The organism is Pseudofrankia asymbiotica (assembly GCF_001983105.1).
Lineage (GTDB): Bacteria > Actinomycetota > Actinomycetes > Frankiales > Frankiaceae > Pseudofrankia > Pseudofrankia asymbiotica.
Map to the genome: position 1 here is coordinate 77685 of NZ_MOMC01000022.1, position 19044 is coordinate 96728.

At 69.0% G+C, this 19044-nt stretch carries 11 protein-coding genes; 6 read left to right on the plus strand and 5 right to left on the minus strand.

Annotated elements, in window-relative coordinates; translation table 11 throughout:
- Positions 1 to 162: 162 nt before the first annotated feature.
- The 4 genes from BL253_RS12035 to BL253_RS12045 all read left to right on the plus strand — a co-directional run bounded on the left by BL253_RS12035 (position 163) and on the right by BL253_RS12045 (position 5267).
- Positions 163 to 1602: an aldehyde dehydrogenase family protein gene (locus tag BL253_RS12035; protein WP_076816410.1), complete on the plus strand. Its 1440-nt coding sequence runs from the start codon at positions 163 to 165 to the stop codon at positions 1600 to 1602.
- A gap of 31 nt (positions 1603 to 1633) precedes the next feature.
- On the plus strand, positions 1634 to 2848 hold the full coding sequence (locus BL253_RS12040; RefSeq protein WP_076816412.1) for a CaiB/BaiF CoA transferase family protein: 1215 nt from the start codon (positions 1634 to 1636) through the stop codon (positions 2846 to 2848).
- Positions 2849 to 3135: 287 nt separating this feature from the next.
- On the plus strand, positions 3136 to 3306 hold the full coding sequence (locus BL253_RS42250; protein WP_158230351.1) for a hypothetical protein: 171 nt from the start codon (positions 3136 to 3138) through the stop codon (positions 3304 to 3306).
- Complete coding sequence (locus BL253_RS12045) at positions 3306 to 5267, plus strand: HEXXH motif domain-containing protein (protein WP_081438247.1); 1962 nt, start codon at positions 3306 to 3308, stop codon at positions 5265 to 5267. Before BL253_RS42250 ends, BL253_RS12045 begins: the two co-directional genes overlap by 1 nt.
- A 34-nt stretch (positions 5268 to 5301) precedes the next feature.
- Here BL253_RS12045 and fxsT (BL253_RS12050) read toward each other — a convergent pair whose 3' ends face one another.
- The 5 genes from fxsT (BL253_RS12050) to BL253_RS12070 all read right to left on the minus strand — a co-directional run bounded on the left by fxsT (BL253_RS12050) (position 5302) and on the right by BL253_RS12070 (position 16188).
- Entirely contained in the window at positions 5302 to 7824 is a 2523-nt protein-coding gene (gene fxsT, locus BL253_RS12050) for an FxSxx-COOH system tetratricopeptide repeat protein (protein WP_158230352.1), read from the minus strand.
- 97 nt (positions 7825 to 7921) lie between these two features.
- Positions 7922 to 12412, minus strand: a complete 4491-nt coding sequence (gene fxsT, locus BL253_RS12055) for an FxSxx-COOH system tetratricopeptide repeat protein (RefSeq protein ID WP_081438249.1) — start codon at positions 12410 to 12412, stop codon at positions 7922 to 7924.
- Entirely contained in the window at positions 12409 to 13500 is a 1092-nt protein-coding gene (locus tag BL253_RS12060) for an AAA family ATPase (protein WP_076816416.1), read from the minus strand. Before BL253_RS12060 ends, fxsT (BL253_RS12055) begins: the two co-directional genes overlap by 4 nt.
- Entirely contained in the window at positions 13497 to 15059 is a 1563-nt protein-coding gene (locus BL253_RS12065) for a VMAP-C domain-containing protein (RefSeq protein ID WP_076816417.1), read from the minus strand. The genes BL253_RS12060 and BL253_RS12065 overlap by 4 nt, the downstream gene beginning before the upstream one ends.
- A 304-nt stretch (positions 15060 to 15363) precedes the next feature.
- A complete protein-coding gene (locus BL253_RS12070) occupies positions 15364 to 16188 on the minus strand; it encodes an enoyl-CoA hydratase/isomerase family protein (RefSeq protein ID WP_476644109.1) in 825 nt (274 codons plus the stop codon).
- 225 nt (positions 16189 to 16413) lie between these two features.
- On the opposite strand from BL253_RS12070, the gene BL253_RS12075 reads away from it, so the two are divergent.
- Both BL253_RS12075 and BL253_RS12080 read left to right on the plus strand, forming a co-directional pair.
- Positions 16414 to 17283, plus strand: coding sequence for an AMP-binding protein (locus tag BL253_RS12075; protein WP_338013706.1), 870 nt, complete (start codon positions 16414 to 16416; stop codon positions 17281 to 17283).
- Between the two features lie 225 nt (positions 17284 to 17508).
- Positions 17509 to 19041, plus strand: coding sequence for a FadD3 family acyl-CoA ligase (locus BL253_RS12080; protein WP_274535204.1), 1533 nt, complete (start codon positions 17509 to 17511; stop codon positions 19039 to 19041).
- Positions 19042 to 19044 lie beyond the last annotated feature (3 nt).

Consider the following 19044-nt stretch of genomic DNA (forward strand, 5'->3'; position numbering starts at 1 on the left):
GGACAGTCCATGAAATCTTGATTCCCGTCAGGCGAGAATGTAGCTTCCAGCACGGGGAAGCGCTGGTAGCGGAGCGCCCGGAATCCATCCGCCGCGCGTCCTCGGCGAGGATCGGCAAGGACGCACCACGAGAACGAACCAGGAGAGGGCGAGGGAGCTGCCGTGAAGGGCTTACTGATCGACGGGCAGCTGGTCGAGGCGCCGAGTACGACGGTCTCGCTCAACCCGACTACGGGTGAGGTTCTCGGCGAGGCGCCGGACGCGACGGTCGAGCAGGCGGTGGCCGCGGTGAAGGCGGCGCGCCGGGCGTTCGACACGACGGACTGGTCGACGAACGTCGAGTTCCGGGTGCGGTGCATGAACCAGCTGCACGAGGCGCTGGTCAAGCACCGCGAGGAGCTGCGCGAGCTGACGATCGCCGAGGTCGGCCACCCACGGGTGATGACGTACGGCGCGGCGCTCGACATCCCGATCGACATCGTCAAGTACTACGCGGACCTGRCCGCGAGCTACTCGTTCACGGAGGACCTTCCGGAGAACGAGTCCCACGGGATCAAGAACCGGCGCTGGGTGGAGAAGGAGGCCGCGGGCGTCGTCTCCGCGATCATTCCCTACAACTACCCGACCCAGATCGCGATCGCGAAGGTCGCTCCCGCCCTCGCGGCCGGCTGCACCGTGATCCTCAAGGGCGCGCCGCAGACTCCGCTGATCACCCTCGCGCTCGGCGAGATCATCGCCAACGAGACCGACATCCCGGCCGGCGTGGTCAACGTGATCACCTCGCCGTCGGTCGAGGTGGCCGAGGTGCTCACCGGCCACCCCGACGTCGACATGATCAGCTTCACCGGCTCGACACCGGTCGGTCGACGGATCATGGAAGTCGCCGCCAGGACCGTCAAGAAGGTGTTCCTGGAGCTCGGCGGCAAGTCGGCGCTCATCGCCGTCGACGACGCGGACGCCGACTTCCTCGCCCTCGTCGCGACCATGACGATCTGCTCGCACGCGGGGCAGGGCTGCGCCGTCACCTCCCGCCTTCTCGTACCCACCTCGCGCAAGGACGAGTTCGTCGAGAAGGTCAAGGCCGCGATCGAGAACGTCAAGATCGGTGACCCGGCGCTGGAGGAGACCTACGTCGGCCCGCTGATCAGCGCCGAGCAGCGCGAGAAGGTCGACGGGATCGTCCAGCGGGCCATCGCGGCCGGTGCCACGCTCGTCGCCGGTGGCAAGAGCCTCGACGGGCCCGGCTACTTCTACGCCCCGACGGTGCTGGCCGACGTCGACCAGGACAGCGAGATCGCCCAGGACGAGGTCTTCGGCCCGGTTCTGGCGATCATCGCCTACGAGGACGACGACGACGCCGTCGCGATCGCCAACAACTCGATCTTCGGGCTGTCCGGCACTGTCTTCGGCGCCGACGACGACCGGGCGATCGCGATCGCCCGGCGGATCCGGACCGGCACGGTGAGCGTCAACGGCGGCAACTGGTTCGCTCCCGACTCGCCGTTCGGCGGGTACAAGCAGTCCGGCATCGGCCGCGAGATGGGCGTGCCCGGGCTGGAGGAGTTCCTGGAGCGCAAGACCCTGGCGGTGCCGGTCAAGTGAGCGCGGCGGAGCTGACCGAAGGACACGGCCGATGAGCAGCAGACCCCTGGAAGGCATCCGCGTCCTCGAGGTCGCCATGTACGGCTTCGTGCCGTCGGGTGGCGCGGTCCTCGGGGAGTGGGGCGCTCAGGTCATCAAGATCGAGCATGCCGTGACCGGTGACCCGCAGCGCGGGCTCACAYAGATCGGCAAGATGAAGGTCGACCCCGCCGGGCCGAACCCGAACATCTGGCACAGCAACCGGGGCAAGCGCAGCGTCGGCCTGGACATCGCCAACCCGCTCGGCAGGGAGGTCCTGCTGGAGCTGGCGGCGCAGGCCGACGTGTACCTGACGAACCACCTGCCGAAGGTGCGCAAGAAGCTGCGTGTCGACGTCGAGGACATCCGCGCCGTCAACCCGAAGATCATCTACGCGCGCGGCAGCGCCCTGGGCCCGCGTGGGCTGGAGTTCGACAAGGGCGGGTTCGACATGACCGCCTTCTGGGCGCGCGGCTCGTCCGCCGCGAGCCTGACGCCACCGGGCACCGACGGGGTCGTCAACCCGCCGGGGCCGGCGTACGGCGACACGATCTCCGGCACGAACCTCGCCGGCGGCATCGCCGCGGCGCTGTTCCGCCGGGAGCGGACCGGCGAGCCCTCCATCGTCGACGTCTCGCTGCTGGGCAGCGGGATCTGGTCCATGGGCCACGGGGTCGCGTTGTCGAGGTTCGTCAACATGGCCATGGAGGGCGTCGTCCCCGGCGAGCACGGCGCGCCGACCAACCCGCTCTCCGGTCTGTACAAGACCAGGGACGGCCGGTACATCTCCCTGGTCATGCTGCAGCCCGCCCGGTTCTGGGCGGACGTGTGCCGCCACGTCGACCGGCCGGAGCTGGCCGACGACCCCAGGTTCGCCACCGCGGAGCTGATCGGCCAGAACACGGCCGAGGGCGTCAAGCTGCTGCGGGAGGCGTTCGCGACCAGGACCCTCGCGGAGTGGACCGAGCGGCTGGCCACCCTGTCCGGGCCGTGGGCCCCGGTGCAGGACTCGCTCCAGGTGAGCGCCGACCCGCAGGTCAGGGCCAACGAGTACGTCATCGACGCCGGGGAGATGGAGCTCGTCGCCAACCCGGTCCAGTTCGACGTCACCGCGCCCGCCGCGGCCCCGGCGCCGGACTTCGCCGCCCAGACCGAGGAGGTCCTCCTCGAGCTCGGCTACGACTGGGACCGCATCATCGCCCTGAAGGAAGCCGGCGCCGTCACCTAATTGGCCGACACCCCGTTCCCGGAGACCGCCATGCGGCTCTCCGGGAACGTCGGGGATAGGGTTGGGGCGACGCGTGCCGACTGGCATCGCGCCGACCGTGCGAAAGCCGACATGCATGCTGAAAGGGGGCCGCCCGGATGGCTGCCCCCTTTTGTCCATCGTGGCCGTGTTCTGCCCATATTTTTTTGTGCTTCCGTGGGCTCGAGCGGTCGCGAATCGGGGGAATCAGGGCCGGTCAGGGCATCGATGCCCGTACCACGACCCTGTCGGACAGCTGAAGAGGTCTCATGCCCGCAAACGAGTCACGGATCGAGTCGTCGCTGGCCGACCTCACCATGACCAGCCTCGCGGACCTGCGTGTGAGTGACGACGAGCGGCTACGGGCCGCGGTGACCCGCCTGCTTGACCGGGTCGCAAGCCCGAACGACCAGTTCGGCGGGTACCGGCGCAGACGCTGATGGCCCCGAAACGATCCCTCTCTCCCCGGCGTCCGGCACTCGCCGAACCGCTGGCCTCGCCGAGCCACCCAGGGCTTTTTCTGCCCGGCGGCGGTCTTCTCGGCGTCCACGAGTTGTCCGAGGCCGAGTTCGACGAACTTGCGGCCGGTATCGACAACATCGCGGTACTGCGTCGGCTCGCGGCGGCCGAACGTAGCCACCGCCGTGTCGTACTGCGGGCGCTTCTCGACGAGGCCGCGCGCCATCCCGGCCTCACCGGTCCGCTGGCCTCAATGGACGATGCCTGGGATCTGCTGGTGCGTGCCGAGGCTGTCGATCCGGTCGAGGTCGCGGCAGTCGTGGACTACCCACTCACCGGCGTCTGGGCGACTCTTCTGCTCAGGCGGTTGTGCGGGGCGCGTCACGAGGACGCGCCGCTGTGGGTGGAGGCAGGCGGCCTGCATGTGCTCGCGGCCGCCGCCGCGGTGCGCGTTGGGCTCACCTTCGAGCTGGCGGTGCCGATACGTCACGGGACCGTTGTCATGCCGACTCTTGGGTTGGTGCGACTTCCGTATCGCGAACCCTGGGAAGTCGCCGTCGTATCCGCGGTTGATGGCGAGGCTCGTTTGAGCGGATGTGGGAGCGAGGTAGCGCCGCCGCCGGCCGCCGGGTGGACAGGGCAGCCCGACCTGCCCGCCGCCGAGGCGCCTTTCTCGGCCTCGACGGCGGGTCCATGGGTGCCGCCGTCGACGATCGGAAGTGTCCACGGCGATATACGGATCGACGTCGTGCTCGACGACATCGACCCCTATCGGCGCATCAGCCCTGTCGCGTGGCCGGCCCCGCTCGGCGAGGCGGAGCTCGACCGCTGGCGGAAGGTCGTCGAGTCCGGCTGGGCACTGCTGGTACGTGATCATCCCGTGCAGGCGGACGCGGTGGCGGCGACGCTGCGGGTGCTTGTCCCCATGGCGGCGTCCCCTCGGTTCCTGGCCCGCAGCGCCACCAGCGGGGACGCGTTCGGCGCCGCCCTGCTGTCCGAGCCAGAGGACGCCACCCAGCTGGCCGTGACCCTCGTCCATGAGCTCCAGCACGCCAAGCTCGGCGCGTTGGGGCACCTGGCGGACCTGCATGGCGCCGACAGTGATGACCTTTTCTACGCGCCCTGGAGGGAGGATCCGCGCCCCCTTGGCCCCCTCCTTCAGGGCATCTTCGCGTTCTTCGGGGTAGCCGGGTTCTGGCAGCGTCAGCGGAAGGTGGCGACCGGTGCTGAGGCCGGCCTCGCGCACTTCGAGTTCGCCCTGTGGCGGGCCAGCGTCGACCGGGTGCTGACCGACCTGCGTGACTGCGCGGGACTGACGGCGCTGGGCCATCGTTTCCTACGGGGCGTCGCGACCACGTTGGACGCCTGGCCCACCCAGCCAGCGCCGGCGGAACCGCTACGGCTCGCGCACGCGGTCGCGACCGACCACTACGCGGGCTGGCGGCTGCACCATTTCCGGCCTGATCCGATGGCGGTGGCCGCGCTGGCGGCCGCCTGGAACGCTGGTCGGGCAGCGTCTCCTGGTGTCGCGCTGGCGCGGCCCGCGCTGGTCAGCGACCTGGCGGTCAGTGGGTTGGAGGCCCGCGCGGTACTCGTGCGTCATCAGCTCAGCGACCAGGCCACCGTGGTGGGCTGGCGCCACGCCGGTGACGTCAACGACTGGGTGCACGGCGCGGTTCAGGCCGACGTCGACTGGATAACCGGCGACCCGACGGCCGCGATCGCCGGCTTCGAGCGGGTGCTGACGGACGTCGCGTCGTCCAGTGACGCGCACGCCTGGAGCGGCCTGGGTCTCGCGGCCTTTGACCTGGGCGATCTGGCCGCCGCCAGGGCACTCGCGCACGTGCCCGAAATGGTGCGCGCGCTGCACCGTGAGCTGACCGCCGCCGGCTCGGCGCCCGGCCGCCTCGAACTCGCGCGTTGGCTCGGCTTCGTGCTGTAGAGGCTCTTGTCGCGGTCGCCGCGGCGCGCCGAACTCAGAGCGGCATCGGGTCGATGTCGCAGTCGGAGCGCAGCCACTTGCCCGCGTTGAGGGCAGCCTGATGGTCTTCCCCCAGCACCTCGTCCATGGTTCGAAGGACTTCGGCCTGTAGCTCGTAGGCCTCGTTCGTGTGGTCGAGCGCGCGCAGGTCCATCGCCAGGTTCGCGCGGACGGCGAGCGTCGCCGGATGGCGCGGGCCGAGCAGCCGGGTCGACAGCGCGGCGATCTCGACGTCGAGGTCGTGGGCCTCCTGGAACTGAGCCATGGCGTAGAGGTCGCTGGCCAGGTTGGTACGAGCTACCAGATAGGACGGGTGCTCCTCGCCCAGGATCTCACTCAGTGCGCTGGCGGCGTCCTCGTTGTGCGAGTGGGCGAGATCGACGTCGCTGGAGTGCCGCAGGGTGATCGCGAGGTTGACGAGCGCGGCGATCGTGTGCGGATGCCGCTCCCCGAGGACCCTGCGGTACCCGTCGAGCGTGGCCTGACACAGATCACGGGCCTCGGTCAGGCTGCCGGTGTGGCGCAGGTCCATTGACAGGCACAGCGACGCGRCCAGCGTGTCGGGGTAGTCGTCGTTGTATCGGGTGGCGAACAGGCGCCGGACGTCGCGGGAGATCTCCAGCGCGCCATGGTGATCGCCCGCCCGCCGCCGGGCCACGGACAGGTTGCGCCGCGCGCGCAACAGGTTCGGGTGACTCTCGACTTGCGGTCCCATGACCCGTCGATACGACTCGACGAGGTTCTCCTGCTCGTTGCGCGCGTCGAGAACGTTGCCGAGCTCGCGCGTGTCGGAGTTGATGCCGTTGCGGGTGATAAGGCAAAGCACCGCGTCGGCGCCGAAGAGCAGCTCGCTGCTCTCCAGGGTGCGCAGCGCCAACTGCTTCGCCTCGTCGAACCGACCCAACAGCCGCAGGGCGACCGAGAGGTTGTGGGCCGCCTCCAGGGTTTGCGGGTCGGCCGGGCCAAGGTTGCGGACGTACCTGTCGTGTGCCTCCCGCGACAGCTCATAGCCCGCGCCGAAGTCGCCCTGGACCCGCCGGTCGGCGGCGACGGCGCCGAGCACCTCCAGGGTGACCTCGTGATCAGGGCCGTAGGCGCGGGTGCAGGTCGCCAACCGCTGGGCGTTGAGGCGGGCGGCCTCGGCATAGTCGCCCAGCAGGAACATCATGAACGTGAGCTGCGCGCCGGCGTCGATGGTCTGGCGGTCCTCGGGGCCCAGCGACTGCGTCCACGCGTCGTGGGCGACCTGGGCCAGCTCCCGCGCGGCCTCGTGCTCGCCCCACTGGTAGAGGTAGCGGATCTCGTTGAGCACGACCTCCCGCACCCAGGGGTCCGAGCTGTGTACCGCGCCGGTCGCCAGCAGGTGCGGGTAGAGCTCGGCGTATCGGGGCCAGTTCTCCCGGCTGCCGGGGGCGGCCGGGTCGCTGGCCACGAGCAGCGCCTGTGCCCCGCGGCGCATCGTCTCGCGCTCGTCCGGCGTCATCCGGTCCACCAGGACCTTCTGGACGAGCCGGTGCATCTGGAAGGAGTTTGTCCGGTGGTCGATCCGGAGMAGCGAGTACCGGGTGACCTCGCGGATCGCCCGGCCGAGCGCGATCGGGTCACGCAGGACGTCATCCAGCTCGGGCACGATCGTCGTCGAGCGCGCCAACGTGAACAACTGGCGGGAGATGCGCTCCGGCGCCAGGTAGGCACAGACCTGCAGCAGCTGCAGCGCGGCGGGGTTGCTCTCGGCGATGCGGTCCAGCGACACGCTCCAGGCCCCGGCCACCGACTGCTCCTGGCGGTCGCGCGCACCCGTCCCGCTTCGAGTGGCTGTCCCGGACGCGTCCTCCGTGCGCATCAGCTCGCTGATCTTGGTCTCCAGGAGGTCCAGATACTCGTCCGCCGGCATGCCAGTCTCGACTCGCCAGGTCRCGGCCTGCTCGATGGCGAGCGGCAAGTCGCCAAGTGCTTCAGCGAGCTGATCGGCCTCGTCGTGAGACAGTGATGTGCTGCGGCTTTGGAGCAGTTCGATGCTTTCGGATCGAGTAAAGACCGCGACTTCCAGAGATCGGGCGCGGCTCGCCCATCGAGTATCGCGAGAGGTGACCAGGACACGTCCCTCGGAGCCGACCGTAGGGAAGTATTCGATCACGCTGTCCGGGTCCTCGGCGTTATCGAATACCAGTAGCCAGCGGCCGTAGGGCTTGCCCGCGCGTAGTGCGTCGAGGGCGGCCGTCGGTGCGGTGTTGGCCTCTGCGGTCACATTCAGGCCCATCGCCTGCGCCAGGTCGACGAGACCCTGCACTACCTGTGCGTTAAGTTCGGCAGGAATCCACCAGATCAGGTCATACGAGTTCTGGTACCTGTAAACATACTCAATGGCCAGCTGGGATTTCCCGGTACCTCCCAGGCCGTATAGCGCCTGTGGGACGATCGCGGTCGCTCCTTCGCCAAGTTGAAGGTGCAGGTCGTGCAACAGGTCCGTGCGACCAGTGAAGTGTGGGTTGCGCTGGGGCAGCGGTCCAACGATCACCGGCCAGCGGGTTTCRCCTTTTTGGGACTGCGGCCCAGTGACGGCTGGCCGCGAGGATGCGTGTTCGGGAGCCGGTCGCTCTGAATGGTCCATGTCGTCAGAGCGGCATGGGGTCGATGTCGCAGTCCGACCGGACCCAGCTAGCGGCGTTGCGAGTGGCACGGTGCTCGATGCCAAAGACCTGGTCCATCTCCTGCAGGGTCTCGTTATGTGTGTCCTCGGCTTCGTCCGTCCGGCGGAGGGCACGCAGGTCCATCGCCAGGTTCGCCCGAGCGGCCAGTGTGTTCGGGTGGCGCGGTCCGAGTAGCTGAGCGGACCGAGTGGCTACGTCCCTGTCGAGGTCGTGGGCCTCCTGGAACTCACCGAGTGCGTAGTGGTCGCTGGCCAGGTTGGTCTGTGCGACGAGGTAGGAGGGATGTTTCTCCCCGAGGGCCTCGCGCAGTGCCGCGACGGCGTACGTGTCGTGCTGGAAGGCGGTGGTGACATCACCGGCCAGCCTCAGGGTGATTGCGAGATTGACGAGTGCGGCGACGGTGTGCGGATGGCGGTGCCCGAGCACGCGGCGGTAACGCTCCAGAGCGTCCTGACAGAGTTCTCGAGCCTCGGTGAAGTTGCCGATGTGGCGAAGGTTTGTCGATAGACACAGGGAGGCGGACAAAGTGTCCGGGTAATCGTCGTAGTAGCGGGTGGCGAACAGCCGCCGTACGTCCCGGGAGAGGTCCAGCGCCTCCTGGTGGTTGCCTGCCCGGCGCTGTGCGATGGACAGGTTTCYGGTGGCGCGCAGCAGGTTCGGATGGCTCTCGGTCTGTGGCCCGAGCACACGCTGGTAGCGGCTGACGAGGTTCTTCTGCTCGTCACGCGCCTCAATGACGTTGCCGATCTCGCGAAGATCGGTGTTGATGCCGTTGCGGGTGATCAAACACGGTGCGGCCTCCGTGCCGAAGATCAGTTCACTGCTGCTCAGCGTGCTAACCGCTAGATCCCGGGCGTCGTTGAACCGGCCGAGCAGCCGAAGGGCCACCGAGAGGTTGTGGGCGGCCTCGAGTGTCTGCGGATCCTCTGCGCCGAGGTTGCGTATGTACCGTGCATGCGCGTCTCGGGACAACTCATATCCCGCGGCGAAGTCGCCCTGGACGCGACGGTCGGCGGCGACGGCGCCAAGGGCGTAAAGCGTGACCTCGTGGTCCTCGCCGTAGACCCGGATGCAGGTCTCGAGTCGTTGCGCGTTGAGCCGCGCGGCCTMGACGTATTCGCCGAGGAGGAACAGCATGTACGTGAGCAGACCGCCCACGTCGATGGTGTGGCGGTCGTCGGGGCCCAGCATCTCGGTCCACACGTCGTGCGCGAGCTGCGCCAGTTCCCGCGCGGCCTTGTAGTCACCCCACTGGTACTGGTAGCGGATCTCGTTGAGGACAAGGTCCCGGGGCCAGGGATCTTCGCTGTGTACGGTGTCGGCGGCGAGGACGTGTGGGTAGAGCGCGCTGTAGCGTGGCCAGTTCTCCTGGCTGACCRGGTCGGCGGGGTCGTTGGCGGCGAGCAGGGCCTGGGCGCCGCGGCGCATGGTCTCTCGCTCGTCGGGTGTCATCCGGTCGATGAGTACCTTCTGGACGAGCCGGTGCATCTGGAACGAGTTGGTTCGGTGGTCAAGGCGCAGCAACGAATATCGGGTGATCTCGCGGATCGCCCGGGCCAGCGCGATCGGGTCGCGTAGCGCGGCGTCCAGCTCCGGCACGATCGTCGTGGTGCGCGCGAGGGTGAAGAGCTGGCGGGAGATGCGTTCGGGCGCGAGGAAGGCGCAGACCTGTATGAGCCGCAGCGCGGTGGGGTTACGTTCGCCGAGCCGGTCCAGGGAGAGACTCCAGGCCGCCGCGACCGACTGCTCGGGGCGGACGATCTGTGGCGCCCCGGTGGTCGGCTCGGACGTCTCGTCCTCGCGCATAAGCTCGCCGATTTTGGTTTCCAGCTGTTCCAGGTACTCGTCGGCTGGCATGCCGGTCTCGACCCGCCAGGTGGCGGCCTGCTCGATCGCCAGCGGCAGGTCGCCGAGCGCCTCGGCGAGCCGGTTCGCCTCGTCGTCGGACAGCGAGGTGTCGCGGCGCTGGAGCAGCTGCATGCTCTCGGGGCGGGTGAAGACCGCCACCTCGAGTGAGCGTGCGCGGCTCGCCCACCGGATGTCGCGGGACGTGACGAGAACCCGGCCCTCGGAACCGATGGTCGGGAAGTACTCGATGATGCTGTCGGGATCTTCGGCGTTGTCGAACACAAGCAGCCAACGCCCATAAGGCCTGCCCGTGCGCAGCGCCTCCCTTACGGCAGGCAGGGCGGTGTTGGCCTCGGCACCGACGTTGAGCTGCATCGCCCGCGCCAGGTCGACCAGGCCCTGCACGACCTGTGCGTTGCGTTCCGCTGGGATCCACCAGACCAGTTCGTACGCGTTCTGGTAGCGATACACGTATTCGATGGCGAGCTGTGACTTGCCCACGCCACCCATGCCATACAGGGCCTGCGGGACCACGGCGGTCGCGCCCTCGCCGAGTTGGCGGTGCAGGTCGAGCAGGAGTTCGGCCCGGCCCGTGAAGTGCGGGTTGCGCTGCGGTAGCGCGCCGACGATGGTCGGCCACTCGGGTTCGCCGCCGCGTAGGACGGACTCGCTCGGCACCGTTGTCGCGGATGCGGGAGTCGCGCCTGCGTTCGCGTGAGTCGCGGCGGGTTGGGCCACGGATTCTGAGCCCGCCGCGGCGGGGACCGTCGATGGCCGCGCTCGATCCTGGGAGACTGGATCAAGGGGAGCAGGCCGAGGCGTAGGTGTGCGGTCGCTTGCCATGTCGTCGCTCAATGTCATGACCCAGACCTTGTCGGTTGTCTCCACTGAAGGTGGGCCCTGCGTGCCATCCATCAGCGGCGGCCGTTGAGAGCCAATAGCAACGCCGAGCGCATGGGATCGGCGAAGAAAACGGCCGGCGACGCTGCCGAGCACGGCCTCCTCGACGGCCAGGAGCTGCCGATTGCGTGTCGTAAGGGGTGGAATGGCCACGTACTCCGGTCGCGAGCTGTCCAGCACGGCGCCGACATAGCGGGCAGCGTCCTTGTCGTCGAGCACGTTCGCGGCGGCGCGCAGCACCCGTAGCGCGTCTGACCGGCTGCCGTGGGCCATCAGCTCGCTGCGCACTTCCTTCTCGAACCTGAACGGGAACGTGTTCGCCATGTCCTCGCCAGCGCTACCGGATCCCGAGGGCATGAGGAGTCCGCCGGCCAATACTTCCGAGAGATGGCCGCGTCCTGCTGAGCGCAGCATGTCCAGTACGAGCCGTACCGTCGGCCAGGTAAGGGGAGCGGCAGCAAGTTTGACCGCCAGATCGAAGGCGATGGGTGAGGCGAGCCGGCGGAACCGGCGAACTCGCTCCCGCGCTGTCGCCGCCTCGGATGTCGGCGTATCGGCCGACGGCCAGGCGCTCGCCGACGAGGGCCCGTGGGCCGGCGGCGGGGGCGCGACCAACAGCGCCGGGAGCTCGGTGGCACGCTCGCGTCCCACCATCTCGGCCCATCGCCCCAGCCAGTCTGGCGCCAGTTCGACCATCGGTACCGGCACGGCGAGTGCGGTCTGTCCAGGGGTCAGCCCGGACGTCGGCTCACCCCATGGCTCGCTGAACTGCCACCGTGGCCCTTTTCCGTCGGAGCCGCCGCGCGGTGGCAGCATCCTGAGCCGATGGAAACGCACCCCGCCCCATCGCCAGGCCCGTTCGGGGAGCAGGTTGATCAGGGCGACAGGCCCGGTACGGGCCCACCGCCGCAAGGCCGGCTCGACCGCTCCGGCGCGCCAGGCCGGCCCTAGGGTGTCCGTGAGGACCCAGACGATGCGTCGCCCGGATGGTTCGATCAGCGACGTCGCCGGCAGGGGAGCGGCGCTGCGGGCCGCGCGCAGTGTGACCCCGCGAGCATCGTCCGCGGCCGTGTTCAGGTAGCTGATCCGCACGTCGCGCAGCCCGGACTGCTCGAGCAACTCGACAAGCCCTGGGACGGTGTCGAGCCACAACGTCATCGACGCGCCGTCGTCGACGACGAGATGGATCTCGAAGCGCTGTTCCAGCTCAGCACGGTGAACCGGTAGGCCCAGCCCATCCTGGGCCAGCCGCTCGGCGGTGGCGGTCTCGTCGACCTCCCAGCGGTCGATGGCCGGGACAGCTACCTGCAGCGGGCGCAATGCCCGCTGGAACGAGAGTGGGTCTGTCACCGGCCGCTCGGCGGGCGGCTCGAGGCTGTACCAGCCTTCGGCAAGCCGTCTCGATCCGGTGATGATGCTCAGGCCGATGGACTGGTCGACGACGTCAGGCGGTGTCGGCGAGATGACCTCGTCGACTGCTTCGCCACCGGCCTGTTCGACAGATCGTGAGAGCGCATGCGGTGCGTCTGCTGGCCCGACGGTGGGCGAGACGGCCGGCCGATCCGGCGTGTCGATCCGTTCCCAGAGGAAGAGCGTCTCGGCGATGTGACGCGCCGGCCGCACGCTGGTGGCTGACCGGTCGCCTTGGCCGGCGCCTGTGCCGGGTCCTGCCTGGTTCTCGCCTTCCGGCCGATGGACGTCGGTCACCAGGTATCCGGCGAGGGGGAGAGCTCGTGCCAGACCGCGTTCAGCAGATCGAGCCAGCCTGACTCGTCGCCTTCAAAGGCGCCGGCGGCGGCCAGATGCGCCGCGTTGAGGAGCTGGTCGGCGGCGAGTCCGCTCACCTGCTCCCGTCGCTGTTCGAATTTCGCGATGAGGGTGGCGCGGTCGGACGAATCCGCCGGGAAGTGCGCCGCCACCAGGGACGCGAGGCGGCCGGTCGACGGATGCGGGAGGTTCAGCAGCGTGCATCGGCGGCGGAACGCGGGCGAGAACTCGCGCTCCTGATTGCTCGTCAGGACGACGATCGGGAACGCGTTGCAACGCACGACGCCTTCCTTGACGAGCGCTGTACGACGTGGATCGTCGGTATGCACCTCGACCTCAGGCGTGGAACCGGCGACACGGGCGAGCTCGGAGATACTGAACTCGCCGTCCTCGAAGATGTTCAGCAGGTCGTTCGCGAAGGCGTAGTCGCTCTTGTCGAGTTCGTCGACGAGCAGCACCCGTGGCAGTTGATACGGCAACAGCGCCGTGCCGAGCGGACCAAGTTGGACGAACTGCCCGATCGAGGTGTCGGTCACGGCACGGGCCGGCCGCTYGCCGCCATCGGCCACCGGTATTTCCCGCGGCTGAGGCGGCGTGCCCACGGGACGTGCCTGCGCGCGGCCGATCGCGTCGTAGTCGTAGAGGCCCTGCTGGATTGTCGTTCGACTCGTCACCGGCCACCGAAGAACTCGGCCAAGTCCCAGCTCGCGGGCGATCAGATAGGCGAGGGCGGACTTGCCCGCGCCGGGCGGACCAGTGACCAGCAACGGCCGGCGTAGATAGATGRCCGCGTTGACGAGCGATATGTGCACCTCGTCGAGCAGGCGTGACGGCGTGGCGCCAAGGCGTCGGACCGCCTGTCGGTCGTCGTTCGGTGGGGGCGGCAGCAGTGGCTCGCCGTCGAAGGCACGCCAGCGCGGCGGAGCCGGCCAACGCGTGTTCCGGTCCGCGCTGTCCAGTGGTTGCCCGGTGCCACGGAACAGCCACCACCGCGGTTCGGCGGCGGCGCGGTCGACGTCGGTGCTCACGTGTCGTCGCCCCCTGAAACGTCAGTGAAACGGTCTGGATCATCCCACAGGAGTGCCAGTTGTCTGCCGAGATGGCTGGACCGCTGGGCGACTGCCACGCCCTGCGCCGCCAGCCGGAGTCGTTGAGCGCTCGCTGGCAGATCCGCGGCTCGGCCCACTGCCATGAATGCGTGCAAGGCATCCTTGGCCGTCGGGTCGCCGTTGGCTCGGCTCCAGACGATGCCCGCGACGCCTTTGCGCAGGCCGGCGACCAGCTCGGTCAACCCCCGGCTGCCAGGTAGTGGTGGCTCGCTCAGTACCAGCACCGTCAGCTTTTCCTGGGCCTCGAGCTGTGCCTCCAGTCCGAGCTGGTCGGCGTCGAGCGCGGTCGTGCACCAGAACGTCACCGTAGTYGCCGGTAGTTGCACGTGGCGCCAGCGCGCCCGCCACGCGCGGTGGCATTCAGGCATGTACATGCGTTCAAGACTACGTAAGGTGACCGAATAGTCGAGTGCGAGTGGTGTCGCTGGGCCGTGCCTCTGCGCCCTGAGCCACCACTCGACCTCAAGGTCGAGCAGGTCGAAAGGCAGGGCGAACTCGAGCGCCAGCGGCGCGGAGGCGTCGCGCAAAGTGGTCTCGATGTCACGAACGAGCGTGCTCACGGCGGCCTCAAGGTCGTCGCGACCGAGTCGGTCGCGCCGTCCGCTGTTGCTGACCGCGCGGATCGGGTGATATCGCTCCAGGCACCAGCACAGGTCGTAGCGTCCGTCTACTGGGCCAGCCTGTTCCAGCCTCATGACCAGGTGTATCGGCGAGTTCTCCGCCTGCTCGACCGGGTGTGTCTGGGGAAGACGGCGCGGGTCGAACAGGTCGTAGCCCGCCTCCGCCCCGATCCTGCGAATCCACGCTTCGACGAGCCGCTCGACGCGAGGGGTCAGATACTGCTCGGTGATGAGGYGGACAAGAAAGACCAGGTACGGTTCGGTCTCGTGTGGGCGTCCAGCACGGTCGACCAGATGGACAAACAGGTGCCATGCGGACGAGCAATGCCACGGCGGGGTGGCCGCGCGATAGCCGGTGGCTTCCTGGAACGCGGCCAGCACGTCCGCGATCGCGACGGAGGCAAGCTCGGCGCGAAGGCTCTTCCAGACGTCGACTAACTGGGTCTGCTGGATCCGTCCGGTGCGTCCCGGGCGGGTGCTCTGGTTGGTGGTGACATGCCAGGGAATCAGCGCCGTCGCCGCGGTGTCGACGACCTCCCAGGACTGGACCAGGTGGACCAGCTCGGCGTGTACCGCGCTGCGCCGCGCGATCGATCCCACGGCGTCTCGCAGCGCCCCCAGCCCGGCTGGGTCTCGGGCGCATTCTTCGACGAGTCCCATGAACCAGTGCCGCGCGATCGAGTGGTCCGGAACCTGCGGCGTGAACTGGGTCCGTTGACGAGTCGTACGGAGCAGAAGACGCCTGCTCTCGTCGGTCTGAAAGGCGTTGACCTCCTCCAGGAGGTCGACGACCTGGTCTTCGATCTCGGCCCGGAGCGCGCGGATGCGCGCTGCCCAGGCGTCGTCCTGTTCCGGCACTGATCCCCCGACTGGCCGTGTCATGGCGCGACTGACTACGTGATTGCGACGCACGTGTCAGTACATCTTGTTACCACGCGGCGCGTTGAGGCGATCAGATCGTCAACCTGACGGTCCGGGATATCTATCGATATCGGTAGATAAACCCTTTTAAGGTGAATGCGCCAGCGAACACCTCGAGGCACGGGCCAGTGCCACGGCCCGCTGTGGGCGGCCTTGAGGAGTCGAACCTGGCGGACCGCGCATTGGCCGGCGGACGGGACGCCGTCAGGAACCGGACGGCGCTGACATCACCTGTCGCGCGTCACTTGTCGCGCAGACGGTTCAGCACCTTGTCGACCTCGGCCCAGTGCGCGTCGGAGACCCACAGGTCGCCGAAGGCCTCGGCGGCCTCCCGCGGGCCGACGGTGCCGGACATGACGCGCTTGGTCTCGGCGGCCGGGTGGTGGGCCAGGGATTTCGCCAGCGCGCGCCAGCCGGCGTCGAACTCGGTGCGTGGAAGGACCTTGTCGACCAGGCCCAGGCGGGCGGCCTCGGCGGCGTCGACGACGGCGCCGGAGCCGGCGAGCATGAGGGCCCGGCCGCGCCCGACGACGGCCGCCAGCCGCTCCGCGCCGCCCCAGCCCGGCATGATCGCCAACATCGCCTGGGTGAAGCCGATCCGGATGTCGTCGGCGGCGACGCGGATGTCGGCCGCGACGGCCACCTCGGCCCCTCCGCCCAGGGCGTGGCCGTTGATCGCGGCGATGACGGGCCCGCGGAACGCGGCGATCCGGTCGCACAGCCCGCGCATCCGCAGCGCCATGTCGACGGCGCCTTCCTTCGTCCGGATCCTGGCGAGCTCCTTCAGGTCGCCGCCGGAGATGAAGGCGCGGTCGCCGCCGCCGGTGATGGCCAGCGCGTGCGCTCCCGACGTGTCGACGGCGTCGAGCACCTTCTCCAGCTCGTCCATCGTGGCCCGCGAGATGGCGTTGCGCGCTTCGGGCCGGTCGACCGTGACGACCGCGAGGCCTCCGTCGATGTCGAGATCGATCACTATGCCTTCTCCGTCGTTGGTACTAACGTTCTCCGCAGGTGAGAGTAGCTGTCCCGCGGGTGGTCCCGCAGGAAACGGAGTGTGCTGCAGCATGCGTACCATCCCCGCCGAGCTGGTGAAGCGCTACGAGGCCGAGGGGTGGTGGACCCGGGAGACGCTCGGTGACCTGTTGGCGGCCGGGCTCGCGGGCGCTCCCGACGCCCAGTTCCGGGTCCACTCGGACGTGCGGCCGTACGAGGGGAAGCTTGGCGACGTCGAGCGGCTCGCCGCCGGCTCGCCGCGGGGCTGCGGGCGCGCGGGGTGGGCCCCGGTGACGTCGTGGCCGTCCAGCTCCCCAACTGGGTGGAGGCGGCGGCGACCTTCTGGGCGTCGACGTTCCTGGGCGCGGTCGTCGTGCCGATCGTGCACTTCTACGGCCGCAAGGAGCTTGGCTACATCCTGCGCACGGCCCGGCCGAAGGTGTTCGTGACCGCGGAGCGGTTCGGCCGGATGGAGCTGCACGAGGACCTGTGCGCCGAGGTGCCGATCGTCGGCGTCGTCGACCGGGACCCTGGCCGGCGCGGCGCGACCGTGGACTTCGTAGACCTGCTCGCGGACGAGCCGCTGGCGGGCGTGCTCCCGGTCGACCCGGCATCACCCGCCGTGATCGCGTTCACGTCGGGCACCACCCGCGACCCGAAGGGCGTGGTGCACAGCCACCAGACGCTGGTCTTCGAGACCAGCCGCGGCCCCGACCTGTGCCTGGGCTACCTGGACGACGAGCTGACGGCGAAGGCGTTCGACGACGAGGGCTGGTACCACACCGGCGACGTCGGGACGCTCGACGCGGACGGCTACCTCACGATCGTCGACCGCAAGGCCGACTTCATCATCCGCGGCGGGGAGAACATCAGCGCCCTGGAGGTGGAGGAGGCCCTGCTCACGATGCCGACCGTCGCGGAGGCCGCGGTCGTGGCCGCCCCTGACCCGCGTCTCGGCGAGCACGCCGCCGCGGTGCTGCGCCTCGCGCCCGGGCACGAGGTGCCGACGTTGGCCCAGATGCGGGCGCATCTGGAGGCGGCAGGTCTGGCCCGGCAGAAGTGGCCGGAAGAGATCCACGCGGTCGCCGACTTCCCGCGGACCGCCAGCGGCAAGATCCAGAAGGCGGTCCTGCGCCGGGACATTGCGGCCGAACAGGTGGGAGAATAGGATTCTCGCATTCAGCAAGGAGAGATCTCGCGCTGCCGCGCTTGCTTTCTCGGCCCGCCGCGCGGACTCGCGCGAGACCGGGAGGTTGTTCGCGGTGGACGGCACCCTCACCAGGCTGACCGACGGCCACCGGTGCCTCGCCCGCCTGTTCATCCAGGCCGAGGGGGGGCGCCCCGGCCGACCACGCCGAGATGAGGAGCACGTCGAGATGCCGAGGACGTCGAGGTGACAGAGAACGTCAGGGTCGAAGGCGACCTGCGGATCGCGGGGACCACGGACAGCCCGACCTTCCAGGGCCTGCCGTGGGACACCATCCCGGAGATGGTGCTCAGCACGGCGGAGCGTTTCGGTGACGCCGAGGCGCTCGTCGACGGTGACCTGCGTCTCACGTACGTCCAGTTCGCCGAGCGGGTTCGTCGGGCGGCCGGTGCCTTCGCCGAGTCCGGCGTCGGCAAGGGCGACCGGGTGGCGATCTGGGCGCCGAACTCGGCCGAGTGGGCGATCGCGGCGTTCGGGCTGCTGACCGCCGGCGGTGTCCTGGTTCCCGTCAACACCCGCTACAAGGCGGCCGAGGCCGCCGACATCATCGTGCGCAGCGGGGCCAAGGCCGTGCTCACCCAGCCCGGCTTCCTCGGTATCGACTACGCGGTCCCGGACGGGGTCGCGAACATCGACCTGAAGTCGGACTTCCTCACGAGCGGCTCGCCGTTCGAGCGGGAGGTCGACGGCGGGGACATCGCCGACATCATCTTCACCTCAGGCACCACCGGGCGCCCCAAGGGCGTGACGATGAACCACCGGCAGACGCTGYGGCTGTATTCCGAGTGGTGCTACCAGGCCGATCTCCGCGAAGGCGACCGGTACCTGATCGTCAACCCGTTCTTCCACACGTTCGGCTACAAGGCAGGGCTTGTCGCGTCACTCATTCGTGGCGCGACGATTCTGCCGTTGGCCGTCTTCGATGTGGACAAGGTCGGCGAGCTGGTCGAGCGGGAGAAGGTCACCATGCTCCCCGGCGCGCCGACCATCTACCACTCGCTGCTGGAAGCCTGCGGCCCGCACCTGGCCGAAGGAGACGCAGCCTGGCACGACCTCTCATCCCTGCGCTGCGCGGTCACCGGCTCGGCCGACATCCCGGTGGAGCTCATCCGCCGGATGAAGGCCGAGCTGCCGTTCCAGCACATCATGACCGGCTACGGCCTCACCGAGGCCGGCACCGCCACGGCCTCCCGTCCCGGCGACTCGTTCGAGTCGATCGCGACGACCGTGGGCGCGCCCTGCGACGGGATCGAGGTCGCGGTCGCGGGTGACGGTGAGGTGCTCATCCGCGGCTACAGCGTCATGCAGGGCTACTTCGACGACCCGAAGGCCACCGCCGCGACCGTCGACGCCGATGGCTGGCTGCATACCGGCGACCTTGGCTCCCTCGACGAGCGGGGCTACCTGAAGATCGTCGGCCGCAAGAAGGACATGTTCATCGTCGGCGGGTTCAACGCCTATCCCGCCGAGATCGAGGGATTCCTGCTGGAGCATCCGGCCGTCGCCCAGGCCGCCGTCATCGGCGTGCCCGACGCGCGGCTGGGAGAGGTGTGCAAGGCGTTCATCGTCCGGCGCGCGGGCGCCGAGGTGACCGCCGAAGAGGTCATGTCCTGGTCCAGGGAGCGGATGGCCGGATTCAAGGCACCGCGGTCCGTCGAGTTCCTCGACGCCCTCCCGTTGAACGCGACGGGCAAGGTCATGAAGGACCAGCTGCGCTGATCA